The 23,772-nt window shown below is 71.9% G+C and carries 21 protein-coding genes; 10 read left to right on the forward strand and 11 right to left on the reverse strand.

Annotation, left to right across the window (positions count from 1 at the left end; genetic code table 11):
* Nucleotides 1-144: 144 nt before the first annotated feature.
* A complete protein-coding gene (locus ACWD5F_RS33055) occupies nt 145-1,428 on the reverse strand; it encodes an SWIM zinc finger family protein (protein WP_451260029.1) in 1,284 nt (427 codons plus the stop codon).
* Nucleotides 1,425-4,358, reverse strand: coding sequence for a DEAD/DEAH box helicase (locus tag ACWD5F_RS33060; protein WP_451260031.1), 2,934 nt, complete (start codon nt 4,356-4,358; stop codon nt 1,425-1,427). Before ACWD5F_RS33060 ends, ACWD5F_RS33055 begins: the two co-directional genes overlap by 4 nt.
* A 183-nt stretch (nt 4,359-4,541) precedes the next feature.
* Here ACWD5F_RS33060 and ACWD5F_RS33065 point away from each other — a divergent pair, with 183 nt between their 5' ends.
* The gene (locus ACWD5F_RS33065) at nt 4,542-4,724 is read left to right on the forward strand and encodes a hypothetical protein (RefSeq protein WP_401726133.1); all 183 of its coding nucleotides are present in this window, start codon (nt 4,542-4,544) and stop codon (nt 4,722-4,724) included.
* A 246-nt stretch (nt 4,725-4,970) separates the two neighbouring features.
* Nucleotides 4,971-8,375, forward strand: coding sequence for a hypothetical protein (locus tag ACWD5F_RS33070; protein ID WP_451260033.1), 3,405 nt, complete (start codon nt 4,971-4,973; stop codon nt 8,373-8,375).
* Between the two features lie 186 nt (nt 8,376-8,561).
* On the opposite strand, the gene ACWD5F_RS33075 is transcribed toward ACWD5F_RS33070, so the two are convergent.
* The 3 genes from ACWD5F_RS33075 to ACWD5F_RS33085 all read right to left on the reverse strand — a co-directional run bounded on the left by ACWD5F_RS33075 (nt 8,562) and on the right by ACWD5F_RS33085 (nt 10,562).
* Entirely contained in the window at nt 8,562-9,416 is an 855-nt protein-coding gene (locus ACWD5F_RS33075; RefSeq protein ID WP_401726136.1) for a hypothetical protein, read from the reverse strand.
* Nucleotides 9,417-9,551: 135 nt separating this feature from the next.
* Nucleotides 9,552-9,848 carry a hypothetical protein gene (locus ACWD5F_RS33080; RefSeq protein ID WP_401726138.1) on the reverse strand — a complete coding sequence of 99 codons (297 nt, stop codon included), beginning with the start codon at nt 9,846-9,848 and terminating at the stop codon, nt 9,552-9,554.
* A gap of 114 nt (nt 9,849-9,962) precedes the next feature.
* On the reverse strand, nt 9,963-10,562 hold the full coding sequence (locus ACWD5F_RS33085) for a class I SAM-dependent methyltransferase (protein ID WP_451260036.1): 600 nt from the start codon (nt 10,560-10,562) through the stop codon (nt 9,963-9,965).
* A 152-nt stretch (nt 10,563-10,714) separates the two neighbouring features.
* Here ACWD5F_RS33085 and ACWD5F_RS33090 point away from each other — a divergent pair, with 152 nt between their 5' ends.
* The 5 genes from ACWD5F_RS33090 to ACWD5F_RS33110 all read left to right on the forward strand — a co-directional run bounded on the left by ACWD5F_RS33090 (nt 10,715) and on the right by ACWD5F_RS33110 (nt 15,702).
* Complete coding sequence (locus tag ACWD5F_RS33090; protein WP_451260038.1) at nt 10,715-11,488, forward strand: MHYT domain-containing protein; 774 nt, start codon at nt 10,715-10,717, stop codon at nt 11,486-11,488.
* 109 nt (nt 11,489-11,597) lie between these two features.
* On the forward strand, nt 11,598-14,147 hold the full coding sequence (locus ACWD5F_RS33095) for a nitrate- and nitrite sensing domain-containing protein (protein ID WP_451260040.1): 2,550 nt from the start codon (nt 11,598-11,600) through the stop codon (nt 14,145-14,147).
* Complete coding sequence (locus ACWD5F_RS33100) at nt 14,144-14,581, forward strand: roadblock/LC7 domain-containing protein (protein ID WP_124000755.1); 438 nt, start codon at nt 14,144-14,146, stop codon at nt 14,579-14,581. Before ACWD5F_RS33095 ends, ACWD5F_RS33100 begins: the two co-directional genes overlap by 4 nt.
* 20 nt (nt 14,582-14,601) lie before the next feature.
* Nucleotides 14,602-15,015: a DUF742 domain-containing protein gene (locus tag ACWD5F_RS33105; RefSeq protein WP_124000756.1), complete on the forward strand. Its 414-nt coding sequence runs from the start codon at nt 14,602-14,604 to the stop codon at nt 15,013-15,015.
* Between the two features lie 81 nt (nt 15,016-15,096).
* A complete protein-coding gene (locus ACWD5F_RS33110; RefSeq protein WP_401726147.1) occupies nt 15,097-15,702 on the forward strand; it encodes a GTP-binding protein in 606 nt (201 codons plus the stop codon).
* 24 nt (nt 15,703-15,726) lie between these two features.
* Here the strand turns inward: ACWD5F_RS33110 and ACWD5F_RS33115 are convergent, their stop codons facing one another.
* Complete coding sequence (locus ACWD5F_RS33115) at nt 15,727-16,155, reverse strand: PPOX class F420-dependent oxidoreductase (RefSeq protein ID WP_451260043.1); 429 nt, start codon at nt 16,153-16,155, stop codon at nt 15,727-15,729.
* Between the two features lie 92 nt (nt 16,156-16,247).
* Here ACWD5F_RS33115 and ACWD5F_RS33120 point away from each other — a divergent pair, with 92 nt between their 5' ends.
* Both ACWD5F_RS33120 and ACWD5F_RS33125 read left to right on the forward strand, forming a co-directional pair.
* Nucleotides 16,248-16,661, forward strand: coding sequence for a roadblock/LC7 domain-containing protein (locus tag ACWD5F_RS33120; protein WP_451260045.1), 414 nt, complete (start codon nt 16,248-16,250; stop codon nt 16,659-16,661).
* 125 nt (nt 16,662-16,786) lie between these two features.
* Nucleotides 16,787-17,734: a DUF6397 family protein gene (locus ACWD5F_RS33125; protein ID WP_451260047.1), complete on the forward strand. Its 948-nt coding sequence runs from the start codon at nt 16,787-16,789 to the stop codon at nt 17,732-17,734.
* Nucleotide 17,735: 1 nt separating this feature from the next.
* Here the strand turns inward: ACWD5F_RS33125 and ACWD5F_RS33130 are convergent, their stop codons facing one another.
* Nucleotides 17,736-18,602, reverse strand: a complete 867-nt coding sequence (locus ACWD5F_RS33130; protein ID WP_451260049.1) for an acyl-CoA thioesterase — start codon at nt 18,600-18,602, stop codon at nt 17,736-17,738.
* Between the two features lie 37 nt (nt 18,603-18,639).
* Entirely contained in the window at nt 18,640-21,153 is a 2,514-nt protein-coding gene (locus ACWD5F_RS33135; RefSeq protein WP_401726157.1) for a DEAD/DEAH box helicase, read from the reverse strand.
* A gap of 145 nt (nt 21,154-21,298) precedes the next feature.
* Between ACWD5F_RS33135 and ACWD5F_RS33140 the strand changes: the two genes are divergently transcribed.
* Nucleotides 21,299-22,093 carry a metal-dependent hydrolase gene (locus ACWD5F_RS33140; RefSeq protein ID WP_451260051.1) on the forward strand — a complete coding sequence of 265 codons (795 nt, stop codon included), beginning with the start codon at nt 21,299-21,301 and terminating at the stop codon, nt 22,091-22,093.
* 62 nt (nt 22,094-22,155) lie between these two features.
* Here ACWD5F_RS33140 and ACWD5F_RS33145 read toward each other — a convergent pair whose 3' ends face one another.
* From ACWD5F_RS33145 to ACWD5F_RS33155, 3 genes are all read right to left on the reverse strand, one after another.
* Nucleotides 22,156-22,653: a carboxymuconolactone decarboxylase family protein gene (locus tag ACWD5F_RS33145; protein WP_451260053.1), complete on the reverse strand. Its 498-nt coding sequence runs from the start codon at nt 22,651-22,653 to the stop codon at nt 22,156-22,158.
* Nucleotides 22,654-22,815: 162 nt separating this feature from the next.
* Nucleotides 22,816-23,094: a type B 50S ribosomal protein L31 gene (locus ACWD5F_RS33150; protein WP_401726161.1), complete on the reverse strand. Its 279-nt coding sequence runs from the start codon at nt 23,092-23,094 to the stop codon at nt 22,816-22,818.
* A gap of 33 nt (nt 23,095-23,127) precedes the next feature.
* Nucleotides 23,128-23,598 (reverse strand): DUF5709 domain-containing protein, encoded by a 471-nt coding sequence (locus tag ACWD5F_RS33155; protein ID WP_124000766.1) that lies wholly within the window; start codon nt 23,596-23,598, stop codon nt 23,128-23,130.
* Nucleotides 23,599-23,772 lie beyond the last annotated feature (174 nt).

Here is a 23,772-nt window from a genome sequence, read left to right on the forward strand (position 1 = left end):
CCGGCGAACGCGCCGCTACCAAGAGGTGAACTGGGGGCGTCGGCTGACCGAGCACACGGGCCGACCGTGTCGCTGGTGAGGGCCCTGGTGGGCGCATCCTGCTCGCGGATCCGGTGTCGCCCATGTGTCGAGGCGACGCCCGTCTCAGGAGCCCGCCTCCCCGGGCGTCGGCTCCAAAGCGGCCAAGGCGGTCGCCGGATCCCTGGACGTGCCCGAGACGGGCACCCAGCGCCCCTGCTGCCTGCGATACGGCCACCAGCGGCCGTCCCGCCCCAGGCGCAGTTGATTCGGCGAGCCGACGACGGTCCATCGGTTGCCCCGCATCCGAAGTGCCGGACGTTCGTCCTCGTCCCAGGCCGACTCGAGAGCCGCACGCGCGCGTGTGAGCGTTTCGCCGGAGACGGACCACTCCTCCTCCAGCACGGACAGCGAGGTGGTACCACCCACGTGCCAGGCCTCTACGGCCGCGGTCAATTCCTCCTGGCTGCGCCCCGATCCGACGGCGAGCCGGTCCAGGACCTCCTCGTCCTGGGCATCCACGGCCAGCCGAACGGCATCCTGGGCGACCGTCAACTCCGGCTCGAAGCCCGGCAGTTCCGATCCGGCGCGGAGCACGTCGGCAAGCAGCCGACGTGCTTCCACCGCCGTACGGGCGATCAGATGGCGCAGGGCGGCCGGATCGACGCCCGGTCCGGGTGGGACCTCGGTGTCCAGCGAGGGCGGCACGCCGGGCGACGCGGGCAGCTCGGGCGGGTCGGGCAGGGGCGGCAGGATGTCGCCGGCCGCGTACGCCTCGGCGGCGTCCACTCCCGGTGGCCCGGCGGGAGCCTCGGTGGAGGCGGCGCTGCGGGCCTGGAGGTCGTCCAGGAGGGCCCGTTCGCCTCGTCCGCGTATCAGCAGCAGGACGAAGGGGTCCTCGTCCAAGAGCCGCGCCAACTGGTAGCAGAGGGCCGCCGTGTGCCCGCAGTGGTCCCAGGCGCCGCAGTCGCACTCCGGCTCCAACTCGCCCATGCCCGGCAGCAGTTCGACGCCGGCGGCCGACGCATCCTCGACCAGGTGCGGGGGCATCTCCCGGTCGAGGAGGGCCGCGACGTGCCCGGCCCGCTCGACGGTCATCCCGAGTAGACGGTCCCACTGCTCCTCGGAGAGTTTCGCCAGGAGGACGTCGGCCCGGTGAGCTGTGCGGTCCCGGCCCTGGACCACGGCCGTGATCCGCCCCGGCCGCACGGACACGGCACCCACCGCTCCGGCGCGCGCGAGCCTGCGACCCGCCTTGAGCTGCTGCGAGTCCAGCGTCGCGTCCTCCAGCGCCTTCAGCCACGCCTGGCCCCACCACGTCCGTGCGAAACCTCGCCCCTGTGCGGGCGGCAGCGCGGCGAACGTCCGCTCCATGTCGCCGTCGTACGCATCGCCGTCGTACGCGTTCATCGCCCGCCCCCTCGCAGCTCGACCAGAGCTGCCAGCTCCGTGTCCGTCAGTTCGGTGAGCGCCGCCTCGCCGGTGCCCAGCACCGCGTCGGCCAGTTCCCTCTTGCGGTCGAGCATCTCGGCGATGCGGTCCTCGATGGTTCCCTCGGCGATCAGGCGGTGCACCTGCACGGGCCTGGTCTGGCCGATCCGGTACGCGCGATCCGTGGCCTGCGCCTCGACGGCCGGGTTCCACCAGCGGTCGTAGTGCACGACGTGCTCGGCCCGGGTGAGGTTCAACCCGGTGCCCGCGGCCTTCAACGACAGCAGGAAGACCGGCACTTCACCCTCCTGGAAGCGCCGCACCATCGACTCGCGCTCGGCGACGGGCGTCCCGCCGTGCAGGAACTGCGTGCCGATGCCACGGGCCGCCAGATGCCGCTCCAGGAGACGTGCCATCTGCACGTACTGGGTGAACACCAGGATCGACGCGCCCTCGGAGAGGATGGTGTCGAGCAACTCGTCGAGCAGTTCCAGCTTTCCGGAGCGTCCGACGATCTTCGGCCGCTCCTCCTTGAGGAACTGCGCCGGGTGGTTGCAGATCTGCTTCAGCCCGGTCAGCAGCTTCACCACGAGTCCGCGCCGCACCATGCTGTCGGCGGCCGCGATCTCCGCGAGCGTCTCGCGCACCACCGCCTCGTACAGACCGGCCTGTTCCGTCGTCAGCGACACGGCACGGTCGGTCTCGGTCTTCGGCGGCAGTTCGGGGGCGATCCCCGGATCCGACTTGCGGCGCCTCAGCAGGAACGGCTGGACGAGGCGCGCGAGCCGCTCGCCGGCCGCCGGGTCCTGGCCGCCCTCGACCGCCTGCGCGTACCGGGCGCGGAAGGTCCCGAGCCGGCCCAGCAGCCCCGGGGTCGTCCAGTCGAGGATCGCCCACAGCTCCGAGAGGTTGTTCTCCACCGGGGTGCCGGTGAGCGCCACGCGTGCGCGCGCGCCGATGGAACGCAGCTGCCGCGCGGTCGACGAGTACGGGTTCTTCACATGCTGCGCCTCGTCCGCCACGACCATGCCCCACGGCACCTCGGCGAGCCGGGCCGTGTCCAGGCGCATCGTCCCGTACGTGGTGAGCACGAACTCCCCGTCGGCCACCCCCTCCAGGCTGCGCCGCGCCCCATGGAAGCGGCGCACCGGCGTGCCCGGCGCGAACCTCTCGATCTCGCGCTGCCAGTTGCCCAGCAGGGACGTCGGGCACACCACGAGCGTGGGACCGGCCGACGGCTCTTCCGTCTGCCGGTGCAGATGGAGCGCGATCAGCGTGATCGTCTTGCCGAGCCCCATGTCGTCCGCCAGACAGCAGCCGAGCCCCAAGGACGTCATGCGGGCCAGCCAGCTCAGCCCCCGCCGCTGGTAGTCGCGCAGCGTGGCCGAGAGCGCGGCGGGCTGTGCCACGGGCTCCTGCGCCTCGGGATCCGCGAGCCGCTCCCGAAGGGCCGCCAGCCACCCCGTGGGCTGTACGTCGACCAACTGACCGTCCGCCTCCGCGGAGCCCGTCAGAGCGGCGCCCAGCGCCTCCACGGGCGTGATCTTGCGTTCCTGCCGACCGCGGGCGCGGCGGACCTCACGGGGGTCCACGAGCACCCACTGGTCGCGCAGCCGCACGACGGGACGGTTCGCTTCGGCGAGTCGGTCCAGTTCCTCGCGCGTGAGCTGGTGATCGCCCAGCGCGAACGACCAGTCGAAGGCGAGCAGCGCGTCGGCGGACAGGAACGACGGCGTGTCCGAGGCCAACCGCCCGGTCTTCGGCGCGTCGTCCGGCGGGCCGATCACGGCACGAGTGGTCAGCTCGCGGGCGAGCTCCCTGGGCCAGTGCACGTCGACACCGGCCGCGGCGAGCGCCTGGGCGCCCGCTCCGAGAAGCTCGGTGACCTCCTCGTCGGCCAGCTCGACCGCGTCCGGCACGCTCGCCGACAGCAACGGCGCGAGCGGCGGCCAGGCCCGCGCCGCGCGACGGAGAGCGAGCAGGGCGTCCATGCGCGCGCGTGGACCGAAGACGCCGGATCCGCCCCACACTTCGGTGGCATCGGCCACGAGACCCGGATCGGTCACGCCGTGCACCTGGGGAACGGCCCGGAAGGTCAGCGTCCCCTCGTCCAGGGCAGGGTCCGCGAGGCCGTGCACCTCGATCCGCAGCGAGATCCGTACGCCGGCGTCGTGGCCGGCGGAGACATCGGCGGCCCAGGCGCGCTGCTCGGGCATGTGCCGCGGCTCGCGCGCCGCGTAGGCGGGTCCGCCCGTCACGAGCGGGGCGGCGGGTGAGCGGGGGAGGGTGTCGGCCACCGCGTCGAGGAAAGCGCGCAGCAACTGCTCTGGATCGGGCAGCCGTGGCGGCGCCGAATCGTCGACCGCAGCGGCGTGGGCCTCGACCGGCACGGCGTGGGCCTCGGGCGGCATCGTGGCGGCCAGTCGGCGGACGCGGTCGACGTCCTCCGTGGACAGCGGGCCCACCCGCCACGCGTCGTGGTCTGCGGGGGACAGACCCGGCAGCAGCAACCCCCGTGCCACGAACTGCAGGGCCAGCACGGAAGCGGCGCCCCAGAACACGCTTCCGCGGTGTCCGTTCGCGTCGGTACGCGCACGCGTGAGCACCGGCAGCGCCGCCCGCACGGGCAGGACGACGGCGCGCACACTCCTCGGCAGGACCCCGTCGTCGCCCGGCACGGCGACGGTCAGGTCTTCGGCGGACCCGGCCGTGACGAGCGGCGGCGCGGTGCCGTCGGGCCGCCAGAAGGCGACGCTGCCGGTACGGGCCGGATCGCCCGGGACGAAGACGGCGCAGCAGCGGGCCAGTTCGGAGATCTCGGACGGTGTTGCCGCAGGGACACTCTGCACAGCGATACCGAACTCCTCAAATTTGACTACCAGGCCCTGAGGTCGCCGAGGGTACAGCATGGGAACGATCCACCGGAGCGGCCGATCCGTGACCTGGCCGAGTCCGGGATTGGGTAGGAGGGTCTCAGGGACGAGTAGGGGTCGCGCCTCAGGGATGTCTCAGGGTCGCCGTTCGGAACTGTGCGCGGCGCGGACCCGTTTTCAGGACAGAGAGCGGCCCCGGCCGCGAAGGAGGCGACGTACATGTCGAAGAAGGCGAAGATCGCCGCAGGGGGTGTGGCGGTCGGGCTCATCCTGTTGATCTGGTTGCCGTGGTGGGCGACGCTCCTGATCATCCTGGGAGTCCCGACCGCCGCGTACCTCACGTTGGACCCTTCCCAGCGGCGCAGGCTGCGCCGGGTCAGCCGCAAGGAGCTGGGTCGCTGACCGGACCGGCACGGAGAGACACCGACGCAGAAAGACACCGGCACGGAGAGGTACCGACGCGCGGCGGCCGCGAGGCCGGCGTGGGCACAGACGTCGGTCACATCGCCGTCCGCGGGCTGTGGGACGTACGGTCCGCGGACGGCGAGTGGCGTGTACTCAAAATCGTTTGCGTGCCTTGCGCGCGGCACCTCACCATGACCGCATGAAGCATGGAAAGGAGGCCCAGCGACTCCACGGTGAGCGCTGATGGCCCGATACGAGGCGTCCCCGACGCCGTCCGGACAGCCCCAGACCCCGCCGGCGCCCCTGACGCCCGCCTGGCTGAGGACCCACTTCGACCCTTTGCCGTTCCCGGCACGCATGAGCGCATTGGCGCGCTATGCCCGCACGCTCACGCCACACGCGTACGAGACCCTGCACCACGCCCTCGACACCGGCGACGGGGACGAGCGGCACACCGCCCTCTTCCTGGCCGTCGTCCGCCGCGATCTGGAACGCGTGGCCAAGGCTCTCGCCGACCCGCTGCTGGGCCGCCGCGCGCGTGCTGCGGCCATCCGACTCCCGATACCCGAACAGGCCCTGGAACGACTGGCGTCGAGTGACATCAGGGCCATTCGCCTCGACACCTACCGGCTGCTCAGGCGCAGCCGCCGCCACACCCTGGCCGCCGGACTGCTGCCCGGCGTCTTCGAACGCCACGGGCCTCGGGAAGCTGCCGAGCTTCTGCCCGCATGTCCTCCGGAGACCGTGACGGCCTGGTTGCCCCGACTCGAACCGTCCGCCGGCACGATCAACTCCCTTGCGCGCACGGCACCCCAGGCCCTCGCCGCGTATCTCGCGGCACAGAGCGACCAACAGGCGCGGGAGGCGTCGTACGCCTTCGACCGCAGCCATCGCGGGGCCGCGACGGTCGCCGCGCGCCGTGACCCGGACGCGGCGGTCCTGCTCCTGGAACGGGCCCCCGATCTGCTCACCGCGCGTGGAGTCCTCTCCGCGCTGTACCGGCCCGTGAAGGCGGCAGCCGTTCTGCGAGCGGCTCCGCCGCGCGAGGACGGGCGTCATCGCGAACGGCCCGTGCCCGGGGGACCGTTGCCGCCCTCCCTGCGACGGATCCTCGTCGAATCGCCCCCGGCGGATCTCCTGGTGCTCGCCGAGCACTGTCCCGCCACCGGCAGCCGGTACGCCGGGCCCGGCCGCCAAGAGGTGGCCCCCGACGCTCTGTTGCTGCTCCTTCCGCCCGTCGAACGGCGGCGGATCGCGGAGCTCCGCCTCTCGCGCCACCGATTGAGTGCCGCCTTGGCCCCAGCGCTCGCAGCGCTGGACCCCGCCGACCGCGCGGCCTTGATCGAACCCCGGCTGAAGCACTCACGCAGGCCCTGGTACTCGGCCCGATGGGCCATGACCCTCCCACTGGCCGACGGCGAACCGCTGCTGCGGGAACTCGCCGAGAACCACCGCGTCCACCATCGCGCCCATGCCTGGCCCGCCCTGCTGGCCTGCGCGGAACTCCAAGGCGACCCCGCGGAGTTCGCACGGGTCGCCGCCGGCTGCGAACGGGCCTGGCACGACCGGGACGAGGTGCGCCGCCCGGCACTGCAACAACTCGCCGGCACCGCACCCCACCTGCTCGCCGCGCTGCCCGAACAGGTGCTGCGCGACGCCGTCCGCACCACCGTCCAGTCACGCGACTCGACGGCCGACACCCTCGACGCGGCCCGAACGCTGCTCCACCGCGTCGTCGAACGAGCCGCGGCAGTCGGTGACATCGCACGCGCGGCGCTGGCCGTCGCCCTCCTGGGCGAGGTCGCGTCCGCGCCGCGGCACACCGGCCCGCTGACCCCCGTGCGCGTCGACGAGGCGGCCGCCCGCGCCATCTGGGCCACCACGGCCCGGAGCGCACCGCAGCGGCCCGAGGCGGGCACGGCCTACGCCGAACTCCTCAGGACACACCTGACCGAGCTGCCCGACCTCGACGCGCAGACGCGGCGCATCGCTGTCGAGGGCGACGACCCGGTGCTCGCGGCCCGCGCCGCGGCTGCCTGGGTGTGGCCGCCACGGCTGCGGGAACAGCGCTGCGCCGAACTGATCGCCTTGGACGCCACTTTCGCCACCGTGCCCCTCGTCCTGCGAACCGTGGCGGAACGCCGGACGACCCTCCTGGATCCCGTCCTGGCAGCCGCCGGCGGGGAGTTCAAGGGCCGTCTGCGCAGCCGTGCCACGCCTTGGACACCTCGGCTGCACCCCGGAGTGATCGGCCGATGGCTGCCGCGGCAACGAGACGCGTGGAGCGAGCATCACGCGCGTGTGGCCGCCGACGAGACGGCTTCCCTGCACGTCCGCACGGACGCGGCACAACTCCTCGGAGATCCCGTGCGGTTGACCGCGCTCGCCGAGCAGGCGCCACAGCCCGTGGCTGCCGCGGCGCTCACCGCTCTGGGCGAGTTCCCCGGACGGGCGGCCGAGGACGCGCCCGAGGCGTCGGCCCTGCGTGACCTCCTGCTGCGGCACGCGGCGACCGGCGGCGTGCGGGGGCGGGCCGCGATGGCCGCGATCCGGCGCCTTCTCGCGCGCCTGCCCGACGACGAGGCAGTGCGCCTGCTCGCCCCGGTGGCCCGTGCGGCCGACGCCCCGGTGGGCACCCGTAAGGAGGCCGCCCGAGCACTGGGTTCCCTGCCGGGCGACGACGCCTTCGAGGCGCTCGTCGAGGCCTGGGACCAGCCCGACGGGCACCCCGATGTCCGGGCCGTGCTGGCACGCGCGTTGCTGCCCGCCGTCGACCGGCCCGGTGTGACCGACCGCCTTCTCGGCGCGGTCCACGAACCTGCCGTACGCGAAGCCGTCGTGCACGCACGCGTACGTGCGGTGCCCACCTCCAAGAGGCTGCCGTACACGGCCTTCCTGGTGCGGATCGTCGAGGAGGGCGACGACGAGTCGGCGGCGGCCACGTGCGGTGTCCTGCCGTCGTGGCTCGGCGCGGACACGCCGGACGGGATCCGCGTGCTCGCGGACACCGTGGCGGACCCGGAGCGATCCGGCCGGGTGTGGCACGCCGCTGCCCGTCACCTGCTGCGCCTGCCACCCGGACCGGAGTCGGAGACCGCCGTCCGCCACGCGTTCGGCCTGCTGGAGGAGCGGGCCCGCGCGCGGGACCCCCTGGTGCGTACCGACGCCCTGCGCAGGCTGCACGCGATCGCGGACGACGTGCGGCCGGGTGTCGGCGGTCCGCAGGCGCTGCGCCTTCTGGACGCGCTGATCGACACCCTGGAGGCGGTCGGCCTGTCGGCCGACGCCGCGCGCCTCACCTGGGACGCCGCCCTGCACGACATCGGCCGCGGCAGATACGTGGCGGACCACTGGACGAGGCTGGCGCGACTGTGCGAAGCGGCACCGACACGCCTGCCGGTGCCCACGTACCTGACCGTCGACCTGGGGCGGGCACCCGCGCGAGAGGTCGCCCTCGCCGCGGCACGCACACTGGGCGCCCACGACACGGCCCTCTCAGGTCAGTTGGCCCTGGCGTTCGTCCGGGCCGGCGGCCGAGCCGCACAGTGGGAGGAACCCTGGAGGGCCGAACTCGAAGCGCTGCGGGCCCACCAGGATCCGGACACGGCGATGGGCGCGCTCCTCGTCGACCCGGACGCGGGACGGTGAGCCGGGTCAGACCGCACGCGCGCGTGACGCGGCCCCGTTGCGCCGAGCCGCGTGGGCTCTTGGCGCGCGTGAGCGTGACGCCAATTTGATGTAGGACGGCGTGCGCAAGGCAGTGGGCCTCCCGCGCGCGTGGGCGTCACTGTCGCCCCTACGCGCGGGAGCTCCCTACACGCGTGAAGCAGCCGTTCAACTGGGCCGTACGGCCATCTTGTCGAGCGCTTCCAGAAGACCCGGCAGCTCCGGTCCGCGGCCCACCGGCAGGACCTCGCCCGGTTCCTCGTCGAGCAGTACGAACGCGATGTCGTCGGTCCTGGCCACGAGCGACCAGCCGGGACCGTCGGCACGCAGCGTCCGTGCCTCGCCCGGGGCGAAGGACGATCGCACGCGGCCGAGCGGCGGCGGGGACTCCACGTATCCCCGTGCCTCCGAGAGGACGCGTCGGATGCCGCTGTGGCCAGGCTTCTTCTCGGTGCCCTCGTCCGGGCCCTGATCGGCCTTCTCGGCCCCGTCGGGGTCCGTGGTGGCCTCCGGGACCCGGAAGTCGGCGTCGTCGATCTGCTCGCGCCACACGGCCCACTGGAGGGCGATCTCGTCGGCGCCCAGCCGTCGTTGGGCCGGCCCCCACGTCGTCGTGTCCGGCGGCGACAGCGTGGGACCGTCCACGACGTCGGGACCCGGGTCGTGCGGATCCGGCACGCCGGGAGCCGCGACGGCGACCGCCAGGGGCCAGCCGGGCAGGGCGGCGACGACCGTGCGCTCGGTGGGCGAGAGGTCGTACTCCATGCCGCAGTCCCAGGACGCGATGGCCACGGCGACCAGGGAGACGTCGTCGACGACGACGGTCCACCGGGCGCCGTCGCCGTCCTGGCCGAGCACCAGGCCGTATCCGTCGGCGAGCGGCGCGAGGCCGAGCGCCGCGCAGGCCTCCGGATAGTCGTCGCCCAGCACGCTCGGGAACTTCGCCGGCGTCAGCAGTACCGCCGTGAGCACATAGAGCGCGTCGTCCTCGGCGGCGACGGCGTCCTCGTCCGTCCCGGCCATCCCAGCCTCCCCATCGGTTCGTCCAACGGCGCGCACCCTAATGCGACCGGAAGCAGCTTGTCACGACTGCCCGGCGACGCGGACCTGCAGTTTTCCGGGTGCACGGGGCGAATCGACCGCGCAATGCCCCGCGCGTCAGTCCGCGGGGAGCCCGAGGAGCGCGCGGGCCACGTTCTGCGGGGACTCGTCGCGCTCCCGCGCGAGCGCGACGACGGCCCTGCACGCGAGCTCGCTGACACCGAAGGACAGCGCCTCAGGCGACACCCAGCCGGCCGCCTCGTCGATCCGGTCCTGGTCGTCCTCCGCGCGGGCCGAGACGTATGTCGCCGCGGCCTCGAAGAGATTGTGCGGATGTTTGTCCCGGCCAGGGTCCACCTCCACGCGCAACGCGTTGCGGACTCTGGAACCGGACCTGCGCACCCTGCCCCACATGTGAACCACCTTCCCCCTACGTGGTCGACTTTGCTCAACGTTCATCTCCTGCTACTCAACGTAGAGTTGGAGTTCCCCCAGCAGAAGGGTCCATGGCGATCCGCCGCTGTGACGTCAGCCTTCCCGCACGGCCAGTGCCAGGAAACGGGCGTCCTCGTCGACGTAGGAGATCATGCGCCAGCCCGAACCGACCAGCAGGGAACGAAGGTTGGGTTCGGCGCGCAGGTCCTCCGGGGTGATCTGCCGGCCCTGGCGCGCCGCGAGCGCGGCCCGGCCGATCGGGTGGAACAGCGCGAGCCTGCCGCCGGAGCGCACGGCGCGTGCCAACTCCCGCAGATTCTCGGTGGGATGCGGCAGGTGGGCGATGAGCCCGGCCGCGAACACCGCGTCGAGCGACCCCGACCGCACCGGCAGCGCGGACACGTCGGCGAGCAGCAACCGCCCCTGACGGTCCCTGCCGGCGGCCACGGCGGCCCGGAGCATGGCAGGTGTCAGATCGGCGCCCAGGACCACTCCGGAGGGCCCCACGGCCGTCCGCAGCGGCGGCAGGGCCCGCCCCGTGCCGCAGCCCGCGTCCAGCACGCGGTCGCCCGCGCGCAGTCCCAGCTCGGCGACCGCCGCCGCGTAGGCGGGACCGTCATCGGGGAACCGGCTGTCCCAGTCCGCGGCGCGCGGGGTGAAGAACTCCCGGACATGCGTGTGGTCGTCGCTCATGTTCCGCATGATCCCTCACCGACACGGATGATGCCGCAGCGCGCACGTTCGAGCTGGACACGATCGTTCAGGGGTACCGCTGTGTCATATTTCAATACCTTTCGAAATGCGCCCTCATTGCGCGCCCCTGCCCCGACTAGCGTCCCGGGGTCATGGGACACCTGGACCACGCAACCTTCGGTTGGCTGACCCCCGCGCTGTCGTACGTGATGGCCTGCATCGGCTCCGCCCTCGGGCTGCGCTGCACCGTCCGCGCGCTCGGCGCCACCGGACGGTCGCGCCGCAACTGGCTCATCACCGCGGCCTCGGCGATCGGCACCGGCATCTGGACCATGCACTTCGTGGCCATGCTCGGGTTCGGCGTCAGCGGCACCGACATCCGCTACGACGTGCCGCTCACCATCGCCAGCCTGCTCGTCGCCATGGTCGTCGTCTGCGCCGGCGTGTTCGCCGTCGGCTACGGCAAGGACCGCACCCGCTCGCTCCTGCTCGGCGGCCTCACCACCGGGCTCGGGGTCGCGAGCATGCACTACATGGGCATGGCGGCCGTACGGCTGCACGGCGCCGTCCACTACGACCCGGCGCTCGTCGGCCTGTCCGTCCTGATCGCCGTCGTCGCCGCGACGGCAGCCCTGTGGGCGGGGCTCAACATCAAGTCGCCCGTCGCCGTCTTCGGCGCCTCGCTCATCATGGGGGCCGCGGTCGCCAGCATGCACTACACCGGCATGTTCGCGGTGAGCGTCGACGTCACCCCTTCCGGCACGGCCCTGCCCGGGGCCACCGCGATGCAGTTCATCTTCCCCCTCGCCGTCGGCCTCGGGTCCTACCTGTTCCTGACCTCGGCCTTCGTCGCGCTGTCGCCGACCAGCGGGGAGCGCGAGGCATCCGCCTCCGCCCAGCGGCCGGTCGAGGGCGCCTTCGGCTAGCGACCACCGGATCGACGGCATGCCCCGAGGCACCGTCGCGAGCGCGTCGCCGACCCCGACGGCCGCGGCCCGACGGCCCGCCCCCGAACCACTTCCGAGCGAGGAGGCCATGCGTACACCCCGTAGGACGCCCGCACTTGGCGCCGAGACGCCGAACACATCTCCCGCGCGCGGTCGTCGCGCGCACGCAGGACCGCCTGCCGACGAACACCCGGAGGACCCCGCGGGTGCGCTGCCGGACGAGGCACCCGAGCGTGACGGGGGCTGGCGAATAAGGCCGCGGACCGTAAGAGCCAAGATCGTCTGTCTGCTGATGGTGCCGGTCGTCTCGCTGCTGGCCCTGTGGGCCTTCGCCACCGTCAGCACCGCTCAGGACATCGCCAGGCTGCGGCAGTTGCAGCGCGTCGACTCCGAGATCCGCACACCCGTCGCGTCGGCCGTCACCGCCCTCCAGGCCGAGCGCACGGCCGCCGTGCGGTACGCGACCCGCCCGTCCGCCGCAGCGAGCGGCGACTACAAGAAACTCGCGGACCGCACCGACCGGGCCGTGGCCGAGCTCCGGCTCGGCGGCGACAACACCGTCGCCGACAGCGAGGAACTGCCCCCAGGAGTGGCCCGACGGCTCGACGCGTTCGTCACCGGCGTCGAACGGCTGCGCACGCTGCGCGCCGCGGTGCTCGACCGGCGCACGGGCTGGGACGAGACCTACGGGCAGTACACCGGCACCATCGCCACCGCCTTCGCGGTCGGCGGCGCCCTCACCAGCATCCAGGACGCCGACCTCGGCTCCGACGCACGCGTACTGCTCGAATTCTCCCGCGCGGGAGAGGCGTTGGCCCAGGAGGACGCACTGGTGGCCGGCGCGCGCCTCGCCGGCGGCCTGCACGGCGAGCGGCTGCGGCTGTTCACCGGCGCCGTCGACACACGCCGCGCCCTCACCGACTCGGCCGTCGCCGACCTGCGCGGCCCGGAAGGCAGCGCCTGGCGGCACCTCGCCGCAGGCAGCGCCTACGAGGCCCTGGGCACCGCGGAGGACAAGGCCATCGCCGGCACTCCCGGCCCGCTCACCGCAGCGCCCTCGAATACCTGGGACACACCCCACGCACGCGTGCAGAACGGCATGCGGACGATCGAGGAACGGGCGGGGCAGGACGTCGCGAACCGGGCCGACCCGTTCACCCGCGGTCTGCTCACCCCGGCCGGCGCCGCGGTCCTCTTCGGCCTCGCCGCCGTCGCCGCGTCGCTCGTCATCTCCGTACGCATCGGCCGCGGCCTCGTCGTCGAACTGGTCGGGCTGCGCAACAGCGCCCTGGAGATCGCCCGGCGCAAGCTCCCCGAGGCGATGCGGCGGCTGCGCGCGGGCGAGGAGATCGACGTCCACGTGGAGGCCCCGCCGGGACCGCCCGCCGAGGACGAGGCGGGCCAGGTCGCCGAGGCCCTCGGCACCGTGCACCGCGCCGCCCTGCGCGCCGCCGTCGAACGCGCCGAACTCGCCAGCGGCATCTCCGGAGTGTTCGTCAACCTCGCCCGTCGCAGCCAGGTTCTCGTGCACCGCCAACTGAGCCTGCTGGACAGCATGGAACGCCGCTCCGACGACCCGAACGAACTGAGCGACCTGTTCCGGCTCGACCACCTCACCACCCGTATGCGGCGCCACGCCGAGAGCCTCATCATCCTGTCCGGAGCCGCGCCGGGCCGGGCCTGGCGCATGCCGGTCTCGCTGACCAACGTGGTGCGCGCGGCCGTCTCCGAGGTCGAGGACTACGCACGCGTGGAGGTACGACAACTCCCCGAGGCGTCCGTCCTCGGCACGGCCGTCGCCGACCTCACCCACCTCCTGGCCGAGATCGTCGAGAACGCCGCCCAGTTCTCGCCGCCCCACACACGCGTGCGCGTCAGCGGGGAACCCGTCGGCAACGGCTACGCGATCGAGGTCGAGGACCGCGGCCTCGGCATGGGCAGCGAGACGCTCGCCGAGGCCAACCGCCGCATCGAGCAGTCCGAGGCACTGGACCTCTTCGACAGCGACCGGCTCGGTCTCTTCGTCGTCAGCAGGCTCGCCGCCCGGCACGACATCAAGGTGCATCTGCGCACCTCGCCCTACGGCGGCACCACCGCGGTCGTCCTGCTGCCCACCCCGCTGCTGCACGGTGGTGCTGCGGAACGGTCAGCGGCGGAACGGCCAGCGGCGGAACGTTCATCCGAGAGGGCGGCCGCAGGCAGGGAACGGTTCGCGGAACGCGAGTACGCGCGCGTGCCGGGCGCCGCCCTTCGCCAGGAGTCCGTCCCGGCGCCGGCCGAACGGCCCGCGCTGGTGCCCAACGCGCCGGCCGCGGTGGAGGAGACGGCGCCCGAAACCCCACCACCCGGAGTCACCACCTTGCGCCTGCACCGTCCCCCGGACGACGTCGAGGAGTCCGACGACCTCCCGCGCCGCGTACGCCAGGCGAACCTCGCCCCGCAACTGCGCAGGCAGCGCCCCGAAGAGCCCGACCGGGCCCCCGCGTCCCACCACGACGACGGACGCACCCCCGAAGTCGTACGGGAACGCATGGCGGCGTACCGCGACGGCTGGGCCCGCGGCGGCGGCAGGCAGCCCGGGCGCGGCGCCACTCCGCATTCCACAGCGCGCAGGGACAGTGAAGGAGATCCCGCATGATCAAGGACCCGAGCATGAGGGCCGCCACGCAGTCGGGTGAACTCGACTGGCTGCTGGACGACATGGTGCTGCGCGTGAGCGAGGTACGGCACGCCGTGGTGCTGTCCAACGACGGCCTGGCCGTGGGCGCCTCGACCGACCTGCACCGCGAGGACGCCGAACACCTCGCGGCGGTCGCCTCCGGCTTCAACAGTCTGGCCAAGGGAGCCGGCCGCCACTTCGGCGCCGGAGGCGTGCGCCAGACCATGGTGGAGATGGACGACGGCTTCCTGTTCGTGGCCGCGGCGGGCGACGGCTCCTGCCTCGCCCTCATCACCGACGTGACCGCCGACATCGGCCTGGTCGCCTACGAGATGGCACGGCTGGTCAAACGCGTCGGCGAGCATCTGTACACGGCACCGCGCGTCGCCGCGCGGCCCCCGGCCGCCGGATAGGGCGAGGGCGGTTCGCGCACATGATCGAGGACAGGACAGGCACCCCGCACGAGCCGGGCAGCCAGTGGTACGACGGTGAGGCCGGGCCGCTGGTCCGTCCGTACGCCATGACGGGCGGGCGCACCAGGTCAGGACCCGCGGGGGTCCGCTTCGACCTGATCGCCCTCGTCACCCTGGACGCGAGTGCTCGCGGCATCGACGACGACCCCGCGCTCGGGCCGGAACACCGGGCCCTGATCGACCTGTGCCGCACGGAGACGCAGTCGGTCGCGGAACTCGGCGCGGGCGCCGATCTGCCCGTCGGCGTGGTCAGGGTGCTCCTGGGCGACCTGCTGGAGCGCGGCTGCGTCACCGTCAGCCGCCCGGTGCCCCCCGCGCAGCTTCCTGACGAACGGATTCTGCGCGAGGTGATCGAAGGGCTGCGGGCGCTGTAGCCGAAGTGCACGACCATCCGACGGAGAGTTCACCCCCATCCGACGTTGCCGGTACTCCCGTCCTCCCGAGAGAAGTGATCAATGGACTCCGAGCACTCCGATGCCGCGGGCGGCGAGACGGCCGCCCTGGCGCTGAAGATTCTGGTCGCCGGCGGATTCGGCGTGGGCAAGACCACCCTGGTGGGCGCGGTCAGCGAGATCAAACCGCTGCGCACCGAGGAACTGCTCAGCGAGGCGGGCCAGTTGGTGGACGACACCGACGGCGTCGACCAGAAGGTCACGACCACCGTCGCCATGGATTTCGGCCGCATCACCATCCGGTCGGGCCTGTCCCTGTATCTCTTCGGCACGCCGGGCCAGGACCGCTTCTGGTTCCTGTGGGACGAGTTGTCGCAGGGAGCCCTCGGCGCGGTCGTCCTGGCGGACACCAGGCGCCTTGAGGACTGTTTCCCCGCGGTGGACTACTTCGAGCACCGGCACATCCCGTTCGTGGTGGCCGTCAACTGCTTCATGGGCTCCCGCAGGTACGGCCCGCAGGACGTCTCGCGCGCCCTCGACCTCGACCGGGGAACCCCGGTGGTGCTCTGCGACGCCCGTGACCGCGACTCCGGGAAGGAGGTGCTGATCCGGCTCGTCGAGTACGCCGGGCGGATGCACACCGCCCGGCTGCTCGACTCGGTCGGCTGACGCGGCCGCGATACGGCCGTGAAGTCAGCTCGCGACGGCCTTCTCCGCCAGGATCTTGTCGACCGCGATCCGGACGAGGAGTTCCCCGGGCACGCCGTTGCGCTCCCCGAACTCCGCGGCGCGCTCCTCACCCATGTAGCGCGCGCCGATACGGCCGGCCCAGTGCCGCAACTCGTCGAGATCCTCCGAGATCCTGGCGCGGCCCTGCAGCACCACGTAGTCGAACGGCGGCCGGTCGTCGTCCACACACAGCGCGGCCCGACCGTCACGGGCCAGATTCCGGCCCTTCACACTGGTCTTCGCGGTGTTGAACACGATGTCGTCCCCGTCGAGCAGGAACCAGATCGGCGTCACATGCGGGCTGCCGTCGGCCCGGACGGTGGAGAGTTTCGCGGTGCGGGTGCCGTGCGAGACGAAGGCCCGCCATTCCTCATCGGTCATCTTCTGTGCCATGCCCCCATCCTCCTTGCTCGTGCGCCGGTGGTGGGGAAGGCTGGCGAGGGATCCTCCCACGAGGGGGAGTCGGCACACGGGGAGTCGGAGACATGGGGCAGAACGAGGGACTCGGCTGGCTGCTGGACGACCTCACCGAGCGGGTCGAGCACGTACGCCACGCGCTGGTCCTGTCCAACGACGGCCTGGTGACGGGTGCGAGTACGGGACTGCGCCGCGAGGACGCGGAGCATCTCGCCGCCGTCTCGTCCGGACTGCACAGCCTCGCCAAGGGCTCGGGGCGCCACTTCAGCGCGGGCGGGGTACGCCAGACCATGGTCGAGTTCGACGACGCGGTGCTGTTCGTCACCGCGGCCGGCTCCGGCAGCTGTCTGTGCGTACTCAGCGGGGCCGACGCGGACATCGGCCAGATCGCGTACGAGATGACCCTGCTCGTCAATCGAGTCGGCGAGCATCTCGGCGTGGAGGCCCGGCAGCCCGAGCGATCACCGGCCACAGAGGCCTGACCTGCACGTTCGCTACCTCCCGCAGAGTTATCCACAGGCTCGCCACGAAGTCAGCGGAATTGGCTACGGTTTTTTCCGAGGCCACGCGGACGGCGCGGGCCCCGCACTCCACGGGGGAGACGAGCATGTCAGGCAACACCGTCACGAAACCGCAGTCCCTGTCCTTCGCACCGAGTCGCGCGGCCAGGGAACTGGAGCTCAGGCGAGGCGAGTTCGACCTCGCCGTACACCTCGGCTGCGTCAGGACCGTGCCCGACGAAGGGGGCGGAGGCCGGCGGGTCGCCCGCACCGAGATCGACCGGCTGCGCACGGAGGAGGGCTATCCCGAGGCGTTGCGGAAGCGCGTCGAAACGGTGGGCACGAAGCAGGGAGCGGACCTGCTGGAGGTGACGCCCGCCAGGTTCACCCGACTGGCCAGGCTCGGCGTGGTCGTGCCGGTCACCTTCTATCTCAACCGCTACCGGGCCGTGGTCTGGCTGTATCTGGCCGAGGAACTAAGGCAGTTCGCCGCCGACGGGGACAGCACGGGCCTGCTCAGCGGGACGACGCCGTCCGGACTGCGCGAGCAGCTGGAGGCGGGGCTGGATCTACGGGCCCGGAACTGGCGAGGACGGCACCTCGGGTTCCTGCTCCGGCAGGCCGACGGCCACCCCTGGGCACGCGCGGCGGCCGTGGCGTCCCTGCTCGATCCCGTCCAGGTCGCGGAGATCGTCCAGGATCCCTACGAGCGCTCCCACTTGAACCGATTCCGGCCCAGGCCCGTGACGAACGGAGCTCCCGGCTCGCCCTCGGCACAACTCGCCGAGCGGATCATGACCGCGGACCATCCGGACGAGATCGGCTGGCTGCGCGCCGACCTCGCACAGGCGGTGAGCGAGGCCCGCACGGACCACCCGGCACCGCGACCCGCACCGAATGCGACGGGAGAGCGGCCGACACCGCATCTCGCGGCGCCCCGACAGACTTCCCGGCCGACGGCACCGCCACCGCTCGCGCAACACCACGACCCCGCACACCAGGAGCCGGAGCGCTCCCGTGGTCTGCTGAGCCGGCTGCTGCGCAGAAACCCGTGAACTACAGCGCCCTGAACAGCCCTTCCTGGACCACGGACACCAGCAGCCGTCCCTCGATGTCGTAGATCCGCCCACGGGCCAGACCCCGGCCACCCGTGGCGATCGGCGACTCCTGGTCGTACAGGAACCACTCGTCCGCGCGGAACGGCCGGTGGAACCACATGGCGTGGTCCAGTGACGCCATGTCGAAGCTCCGTGGACCCCACAGAGGTTCGACCGGGATGCGGACGGCGTCCAGGAGGGTCATGTCGCTGGCGTAGGTGAGCGCGCAGGTGTGCACCAGCGGGTCGTCACCCAGCGGCCCGACCGCGCGCATCCACACGGCACTGCGCGCCTCGGCGCCCTCCAGGTCCTCGGCGCTCCAGCGCAGCCGGTCCACATAGCGGATGTCGAAGGGCTGACGGCGCGCCATCCGCTCCAACTGCTCGGGCAGCGCGCCCAGATGGGCCCGTACCTCTTCCGCGACGGTCGGCAGGGACTCCGGATCCGGGACCTTGCGGGCGGGCGGCAGTTGGTGCTCGAAGGGTCCTTCCTCAGGCTTGTGAAAGGAGGCGGTGAGATTGAAGATCGTGCGGCCCTGCTGCACGGCGGTGACCCGGCGGGTCGTGAACGACCTGCCGTCACGCACCCGTTCGACCTCGTACACGATCGGCACGCCCGGCCGGCCCGGGCGCAGGAAGTACGCGTGCAGGGAGTGCACCGGACGGTCGCCCTCCGTGGTGCGGCCGGCGGCGACCATGGCCTGGCCCGCCACCTGGCCGCCGAAGACCCGCTGCAGAGACTCCTGCGGGCTGCGGCCACGGAAGATGTTGACCTCGATCTGCTCCAGGTCGAGCAGGTCGACCAGTCTCTCGGCCGGGTTCGTCATGCGTGGAGTTCTCCTTGGCTCACGGCTGTCCGACGGCTCACAGCTGACCGACGTCGGTGACACGGACGACCGCGTGGCCCTCCGCGTCGGAGGCCGTGAGGTCGATCTCCGCGCTGATGCCCCAGTCGTGGTCGTCGTTCGGGTCGTCGAAGATCTGGCGGACGCGCCAGAGGCCGTTCTGCGGCTCCTCCTTGATCACGAGGAGCTTGGGGCCGCGGGCGTCGGGACCGGTGCCGAGGTCGTCGTACTCGTCCCAGTACTTGTCCATCGCCTCGCCCCAGGCGTCCGCGTCCCACCCGTGGTCGCCGTCCAACTCGCCCAGCTCGTCGACGTGATCGAGGGCGGCCAGCTCCACGCGGCGGAACATGGCGTTGCGGACCAGGACGCGGAAGGCACGCGCGTTGGCCGTGACGGGCTTGACCTCGTCGGCCTTCTCCTGGGCCTCCTCCGCGGTCATCACTTCCGGATTCGCGAGCTGTTCCCACTCGTCGAGCAGGCTGGAGTCGACCTGGCGGACCATCTCGCCGAGCCACTCGATCAGGTCCTGAAGGTCCTCGGACTTGAGGTCGTCCGGGATGTTGTGGTCCAGCGCCTTGTACGCGCTCGCGAGGTAGCGCAGCACGATGCCCTCGGTGCGGGCCAGCTCGTAGTGGGACACCAACTCCGTGAAGGACATGGCCCGTTCGTACATGTCACGGATGACGGACTTCGGCGACAGCGGATGGTCGCCCACCCACGGGTGGCTCTTGCGGTACGTGTCGTACGCGTGGAAGAGCAGCTCCTCCAGGGGCTTCGGGTACGAGATGTCCTGGAGCCGCTCCATGCGCTCCTCGTACTCGACGCCGTCCGCCTTCATCGCGGCGACGGCCTCGCCCTTCGCCTTGTTCTGCTGGGCGGCGAGGATCTGCCGCGGGTCGTCCAGGGTCGACTCGACGACGGACACCATGTCCAGGGCGTAGGACGGCGACTCCGGGTCCAGGAGCTCGAACGCGGCGAGGGCGAACGTGGACAGCGGCTGGTTCAGAGCGAAGTCCTGCTGGAGGTCCACGGTGAGGCGGACGATGCGGCCCGAGGCGTCCGGCGTGTCCAGCTTCTCGACGATGCCGCCGTCCAGCAGCGAGCGGTAGATGGCGATCGCGCGCCGGATGTGCCGCAGTTGCTGCTTGCGCGGCTCGTGGTTGTCCTCCAGCAGATGACGCATCGCGTCGAAGGCGTTGCCCGGCCGGGCGATCACCGACAGCAGCATCGTGTGCGTCACCCGGAAGCGGGACATCAGCGGTTCCGGCTCGGAGGTGATGAGCTTCTCGAAGGTGGCGTCCGTCCACCCGACGAAGCCTTCCGGCGCCTTCTTGCGGACCACCTTGCGGCGCTTCTTCGGGTCGTCGCCCGCCTTCGCGAGCGCCTTCTCGTTCTCGATCACGTGCTCGGGGGCCTGCGCGACGACGAAGCCCGCCGTGTCGAAGCCGGCCCGCCCGGCGCGTCCGGCGATCTGGTGGAACTCACGGGCGCGCAGGGTGCGGACGCGATTGCCGTCGTACTTGGCCAGGGCGGTGAACAGCACTGTGCGGATGGGGACGTTCACGCCCACACCGAGCGTGTCCGTACCGCAGATGACCTTGAGGAGACCGGCCTGCGCGAGCTTCTCCACCAGCCGGCGGTACTTGGGCAGCATGCCGGCGTGGTGGACGCCGATGCCGTGCCGGACGTAGCGGGAGAGGTTGCGGCCGAACTTGGTGGTGAAGCGGAAGTTGCCGATCAGCTCGGCGATCTGGTCCTTCTCCTCGCGCGTGCACATGTTGATGCTCATCAGCGCCTGCGCCCGCTCCACGGCCTGCGCCTGGGTGAAGTGGACGATGTAGACCGGGGCCTGCCGGGTCTCCAGCAACTCGGTGAGGGTGTCGGTGAGCGGGGTGAGCCGGTACTCGTAGGACAGCGGCACGGGCCGGGTCGCCGAGCGGACCACCGAGGTCGGGCGGCCGGTGCGCCGGGTGAGGTCCTCCTCGAACATCGAGACGTCGCCGAGCGTGGCGGACATCAGGATGAACTGCGCCTGGGGCAGCTCCAGGATCGGGATCTGCCAGGCCCAGCCGCGGTCCCCCTCCGCGTAGAAGTGGAACTCGTCCATGACGACCTGGCCGACGTCCGCGCCCTTGCCGTCGCGCAGCGCGATCGACGCGAGCACCTCGGCCGTGCAGCAGATGACGGGCGCGTCGGCGTTCACGGACGCGTCGCCGGTCAGCATGCCGACGTTCTCGGTGCCGAACATCTTGCACAGCTCGAAGAACTTCTCCGAGACCAGCGCCTTGATCGGAGCCGTGTAGAAGGTGACCTCGTCCCGGGCCAGCGCGGCGAAGTGCGCGCCCGCCGCGATCATGCTCTTGCCGGAGCCGGTGGGCGTCGACACGATCACGTTCGCACCGGAGACCACCTCGATCAGCGCCTCCTCCTGATGGGAGTAGAGCGTGAGACCGCGTTCCTGGGCCCACGACTCAAAGGCTTCGTAGAGGGCGTCGGGGTCGGCGGTCGCAGGGAGCTGATCGATGAGGGTCACGGACCCATCTTGCCTGGCCTCCTCCCTCAGGGGGGAATCGGATGTCCGCCCGAAGATCACGACCTATACGCTGTGTCGCCGACGGAGCGTCAGCGAACTCGGTCAACTGGACAGCGGTACACGAGGAATGGGGCGGGCAACGGCCATGATGGGACCAGCACACTCACTGTCGGGCGCCGCGGCCTGGCTCGGTGTCGGAGCCGCGGCCGCCGCGGCCGGGCACACGATGCCCTGGCCGGTCCTCCTGGTCGGCGCCTTGATCTGCGCCGGCGCCGCGCTCGCCCCGGACCTGGACCACAAGGCCGCGACCATCTCCCGAGCCTTCGGTCCCATCTCGCGCGGGTTGTGCGAGATCGTGGACAAGCTCTCCTACTCCGTCTACAAGGCGACGAGGAAGCAGGGCGACCCGCGCCGCTCCGGGGGCCACCGCACGCTCACGCACACCTGGCTGTGGGCGGTCATGATCGGGGCCGGGGCGTCGGCGCTGGCCATCATGGGTGGCCGCTGGGCGGTCCTCGCCCTCCTCTTCGTCCACATGGTGCTGGCCATCGAAGGCCTGCTGTGGCGGGCGGCCCGAGGCTCCAGCAGCGATGTCCTGGTGTGGCTCCTCGCGGCGACCAGCGCGTGGATCCTGGCCGGTGTCCTGGACAAGCCGGGCAACGGCGCGGACTGGCTCTTCACGGCTCCCGGGCAGGAGTACCTGTGGCTGGGGCTGCCGATCGTGTTGGGCGCGCTGGTGCACGACATCGGCGACGCGCTGACGGTCTCCGGCTGCCCGGTCCTGTGGCCGATCCCGATCGGCCGCAAGCGCTGGTACCCGATCGGCCCGCCGAAGATCATGCGCTTCCGGGCGGGCAGCTGGGTCGAGCTGAAGGTGCTGATGCCGGTGTTCATGCTGCTCGGCGGGGTGGGCTGCGCGGCCGCGCTGAACTTCATCTGAGGGGCGGGCCCCTCCGGGCGGGGCACGGCGGTCGTGCCCTCACCCGTGAGAGGCCCAGGCTGTCAGTCCCGCCACTGCTCGCTGGGCGCCACTCCGGGCAGCGGCCGGCCGATGGTGGCGAGGGGGAGGAAGAACAGTCCCTGGCCGATCGCGAACGTCAACGTGGTCAGGGCCTTCTCGTCGTAGTGCTCGGACACCTGCGTGTAGAGGTCCGCCGGGACCCGTTCACCGCGCGGGTTCGGGGTGAGCACGGCCTCGATCAGGGCGAGCGCGGCGCGCTCGGCGTCCGTGAAGCAGGGTGCGTCGTGCCAGGACGACACGGCCGTGATCCGCTCCTCGGACTCCCCGGCCCTGCGCAGGGCACCGGTGTGCATGACGGTCAGGTAGGTGTTGCCGACCAGCTGGCCGAGGCGCAGATGGATCAGGCTGACCGTGGTCTGCGGCACCGAACCGTTGCCGACGGCCGTGAAAAGAGCCTCGGCGACCGGTGCGAGCTCGGGGACGGTCTTGAGCGGGTTGGGCAGGCGCGACTCGGTGGTCACTGCGTTCTGGGTGGTCATGGCGTTCTGTTCTCCGGATCCTCGACATCATCGGTACGGGCGAAGGCAGCTTCGGTAAATGCGAAGTGCCTCTGTCGCACTGACGGATGTCGAGGTCCGGATGTGACCGCCGAACGCCATGGATCTACGGTCGGCCGTGCGGCTGCGGCGCCGCGAGCCGGTTCAGCCGGTGGATCCGCCCGTGGAACCCTGGCCCGCTCCGCCGCCGTAGCGACGCTCGAACTGGGCGATGCGGCCCTCGGTGTCCACCGTTCGCGCCTTGCCGGTGTAGAACGGGTGGCTCTCCGAGGAGATCTCCACGTCCACGACCGGGTAGGTCTCGCCGTCGTCCCACTCGATGGTCTGCTCGCTGGTCGCGGTGGAGCGGGTGAGGAAGGCGTAGCCTGCGGCGCGGTCACGGAAGACGACCGGGTGGTAGTCGGGCTGCTTGTCGTTCTGCATGCGTGCTCCTCTGCAGGTCGGCCAGGCGACGGTTCAGCCGGACAGGGTGTCCTCGTCGACGATGTGCATGGCGGCCTCCTCGGCGGAGGCCGCGGCGCCGTCGATCCCCACGTCCGTGGCGATCAGCGCGCTCTCCTCGTCCTCGTGCGCGCCTTCGTCGGGCGCCACGAGCCGGCCGGAGCGGAAGTCGCCGACCTCGTTGTCCAGGAGTTCCCCGTCGGAGTCCTCCGAGTCGCCGAGGCCGTCGCCGTCGTAGGCGCCGAGGTCGGGAACCTCCTCGGCGAGCCGCTGGTCCAGCGTCTCCCCACGCTGCCCCTCGGCCGCCGTCACACCGTCGTGCTCCACCGCCCAGGGCCGCTCCGGCGGGGACCAGCCCCGGTCGAGGGGGTCACCGACACCGTCGTCGTCCAGGGTGTCCTCCGGGTCGAGCAGACCCGAGTCCTCCTGGATCTCGGATCCGTCGGGCTGGTAGACGTCGTCTCCCCATCCGTCGGCGCTGGTCACGGGTACCTCCAGGTGATGGGGACAGTCCCGCGGTGGATGGCGGGTCGCCGGCACGCGGCGCGAACCGGTACCGGTGCCCAGCCTTCCACCCCCTTTCGGGACCGCGCAACGGCACAGGGCGACGAGCCGGCCGGGCCACGAGCCCGACCGGCGTCCGAGACCAGGGCCCCGCTC

The organism is Streptomyces sp. NPDC002499 (assembly GCF_053595415.1).

Excerpts from the sequence above, each read along its gene's own strand:
- ACWD5F_RS33065 (WP_401726133.1), top strand. The coding sequence starts at position 4,542 with ATGTCGAAGAAGGCGAAGATCGCCGCAGGGGGTGTGGCGGTCGGGCTC.
- ACWD5F_RS33150 (WP_401726161.1), bottom strand. The coding sequence starts at position 23,094 with ATGCAGAACGACAAGCAGCCCGACTACCACCCGGTCGTCTTCCGTGAC.
- ACWD5F_RS33055 (WP_451260029.1), bottom strand. The coding sequence starts at position 1,428 with ATGAACGCGTACGACGGCGATGCGTACGACGGCGACATGGAGCGGACG.
- ACWD5F_RS33125 (WP_451260047.1), top strand. The coding sequence starts at position 16,787 with ATGTCAGGCAACACCGTCACGAAACCGCAGTCCCTGTCCTTCGCACCG.
- ACWD5F_RS33060 (WP_451260031.1), bottom strand. The coding sequence starts at position 4,358 with ATGCTGTACCCTCGGCGACCTCAGGGCCTGGTAGTCAAATTTGAGGAG.
- ACWD5F_RS33070 (WP_451260033.1), top strand. The coding sequence starts at position 4,971 with ATGGCCCGATACGAGGCGTCCCCGACGCCGTCCGGACAGCCCCAGACC.
- ACWD5F_RS33080 (WP_401726138.1), bottom strand. The coding sequence starts at position 9,848 with ATGTGGGGCAGGGTGCGCAGGTCCGGTTCCAGAGTCCGCAACGCGTTG.
- ACWD5F_RS33085 (WP_451260036.1), bottom strand. The coding sequence starts at position 10,562 with ATGAGCGACGACCACACGCATGTCCGGGAGTTCTTCACCCCGCGCGCC.
- ACWD5F_RS33120 (WP_451260045.1), top strand. The coding sequence starts at position 16,248 with ATGGGGCAGAACGAGGGACTCGGCTGGCTGCTGGACGACCTCACCGAG.
- ACWD5F_RS33140 (WP_451260051.1), top strand. The coding sequence starts at position 21,299 with ATGATGGGACCAGCACACTCACTGTCGGGCGCCGCGGCCTGGCTCGGT.
- ACWD5F_RS33115 (WP_451260043.1), bottom strand. The coding sequence starts at position 16,155 with ATGGCACAGAAGATGACCGATGAGGAATGGCGGGCCTTCGTCTCGCAC.
- ACWD5F_RS33100 (WP_124000755.1), top strand. The coding sequence starts at position 14,144 with ATGATCAAGGACCCGAGCATGAGGGCCGCCACGCAGTCGGGTGAACTC.
- ACWD5F_RS33090 (WP_451260038.1), top strand. The coding sequence starts at position 10,715 with ATGGGACACCTGGACCACGCAACCTTCGGTTGGCTGACCCCCGCGCTG.
- ACWD5F_RS33075 (WP_401726136.1), bottom strand. The coding sequence starts at position 9,416 with ATGGCCGGGACGGACGAGGACGCCGTCGCCGCCGAGGACGACGCGCTC.
- ACWD5F_RS33145 (WP_451260053.1), bottom strand. The coding sequence starts at position 22,653 with ATGACCACCCAGAACGCAGTGACCACCGAGTCGCGCCTGCCCAACCCG.
- ACWD5F_RS33095 (WP_451260040.1), top strand. The coding sequence starts at position 11,598 with ATGCGTACACCCCGTAGGACGCCCGCACTTGGCGCCGAGACGCCGAAC.
- ACWD5F_RS33110 (WP_401726147.1), top strand. The coding sequence starts at position 15,097 with ATGGACTCCGAGCACTCCGATGCCGCGGGCGGCGAGACGGCCGCCCTG.
- ACWD5F_RS33130 (WP_451260049.1), bottom strand. The coding sequence starts at position 18,602 with ATGACGAACCCGGCCGAGAGACTGGTCGACCTGCTCGACCTGGAGCAG.
- ACWD5F_RS33105 (WP_124000756.1), top strand. The coding sequence starts at position 14,602 with ATGATCGAGGACAGGACAGGCACCCCGCACGAGCCGGGCAGCCAGTGG.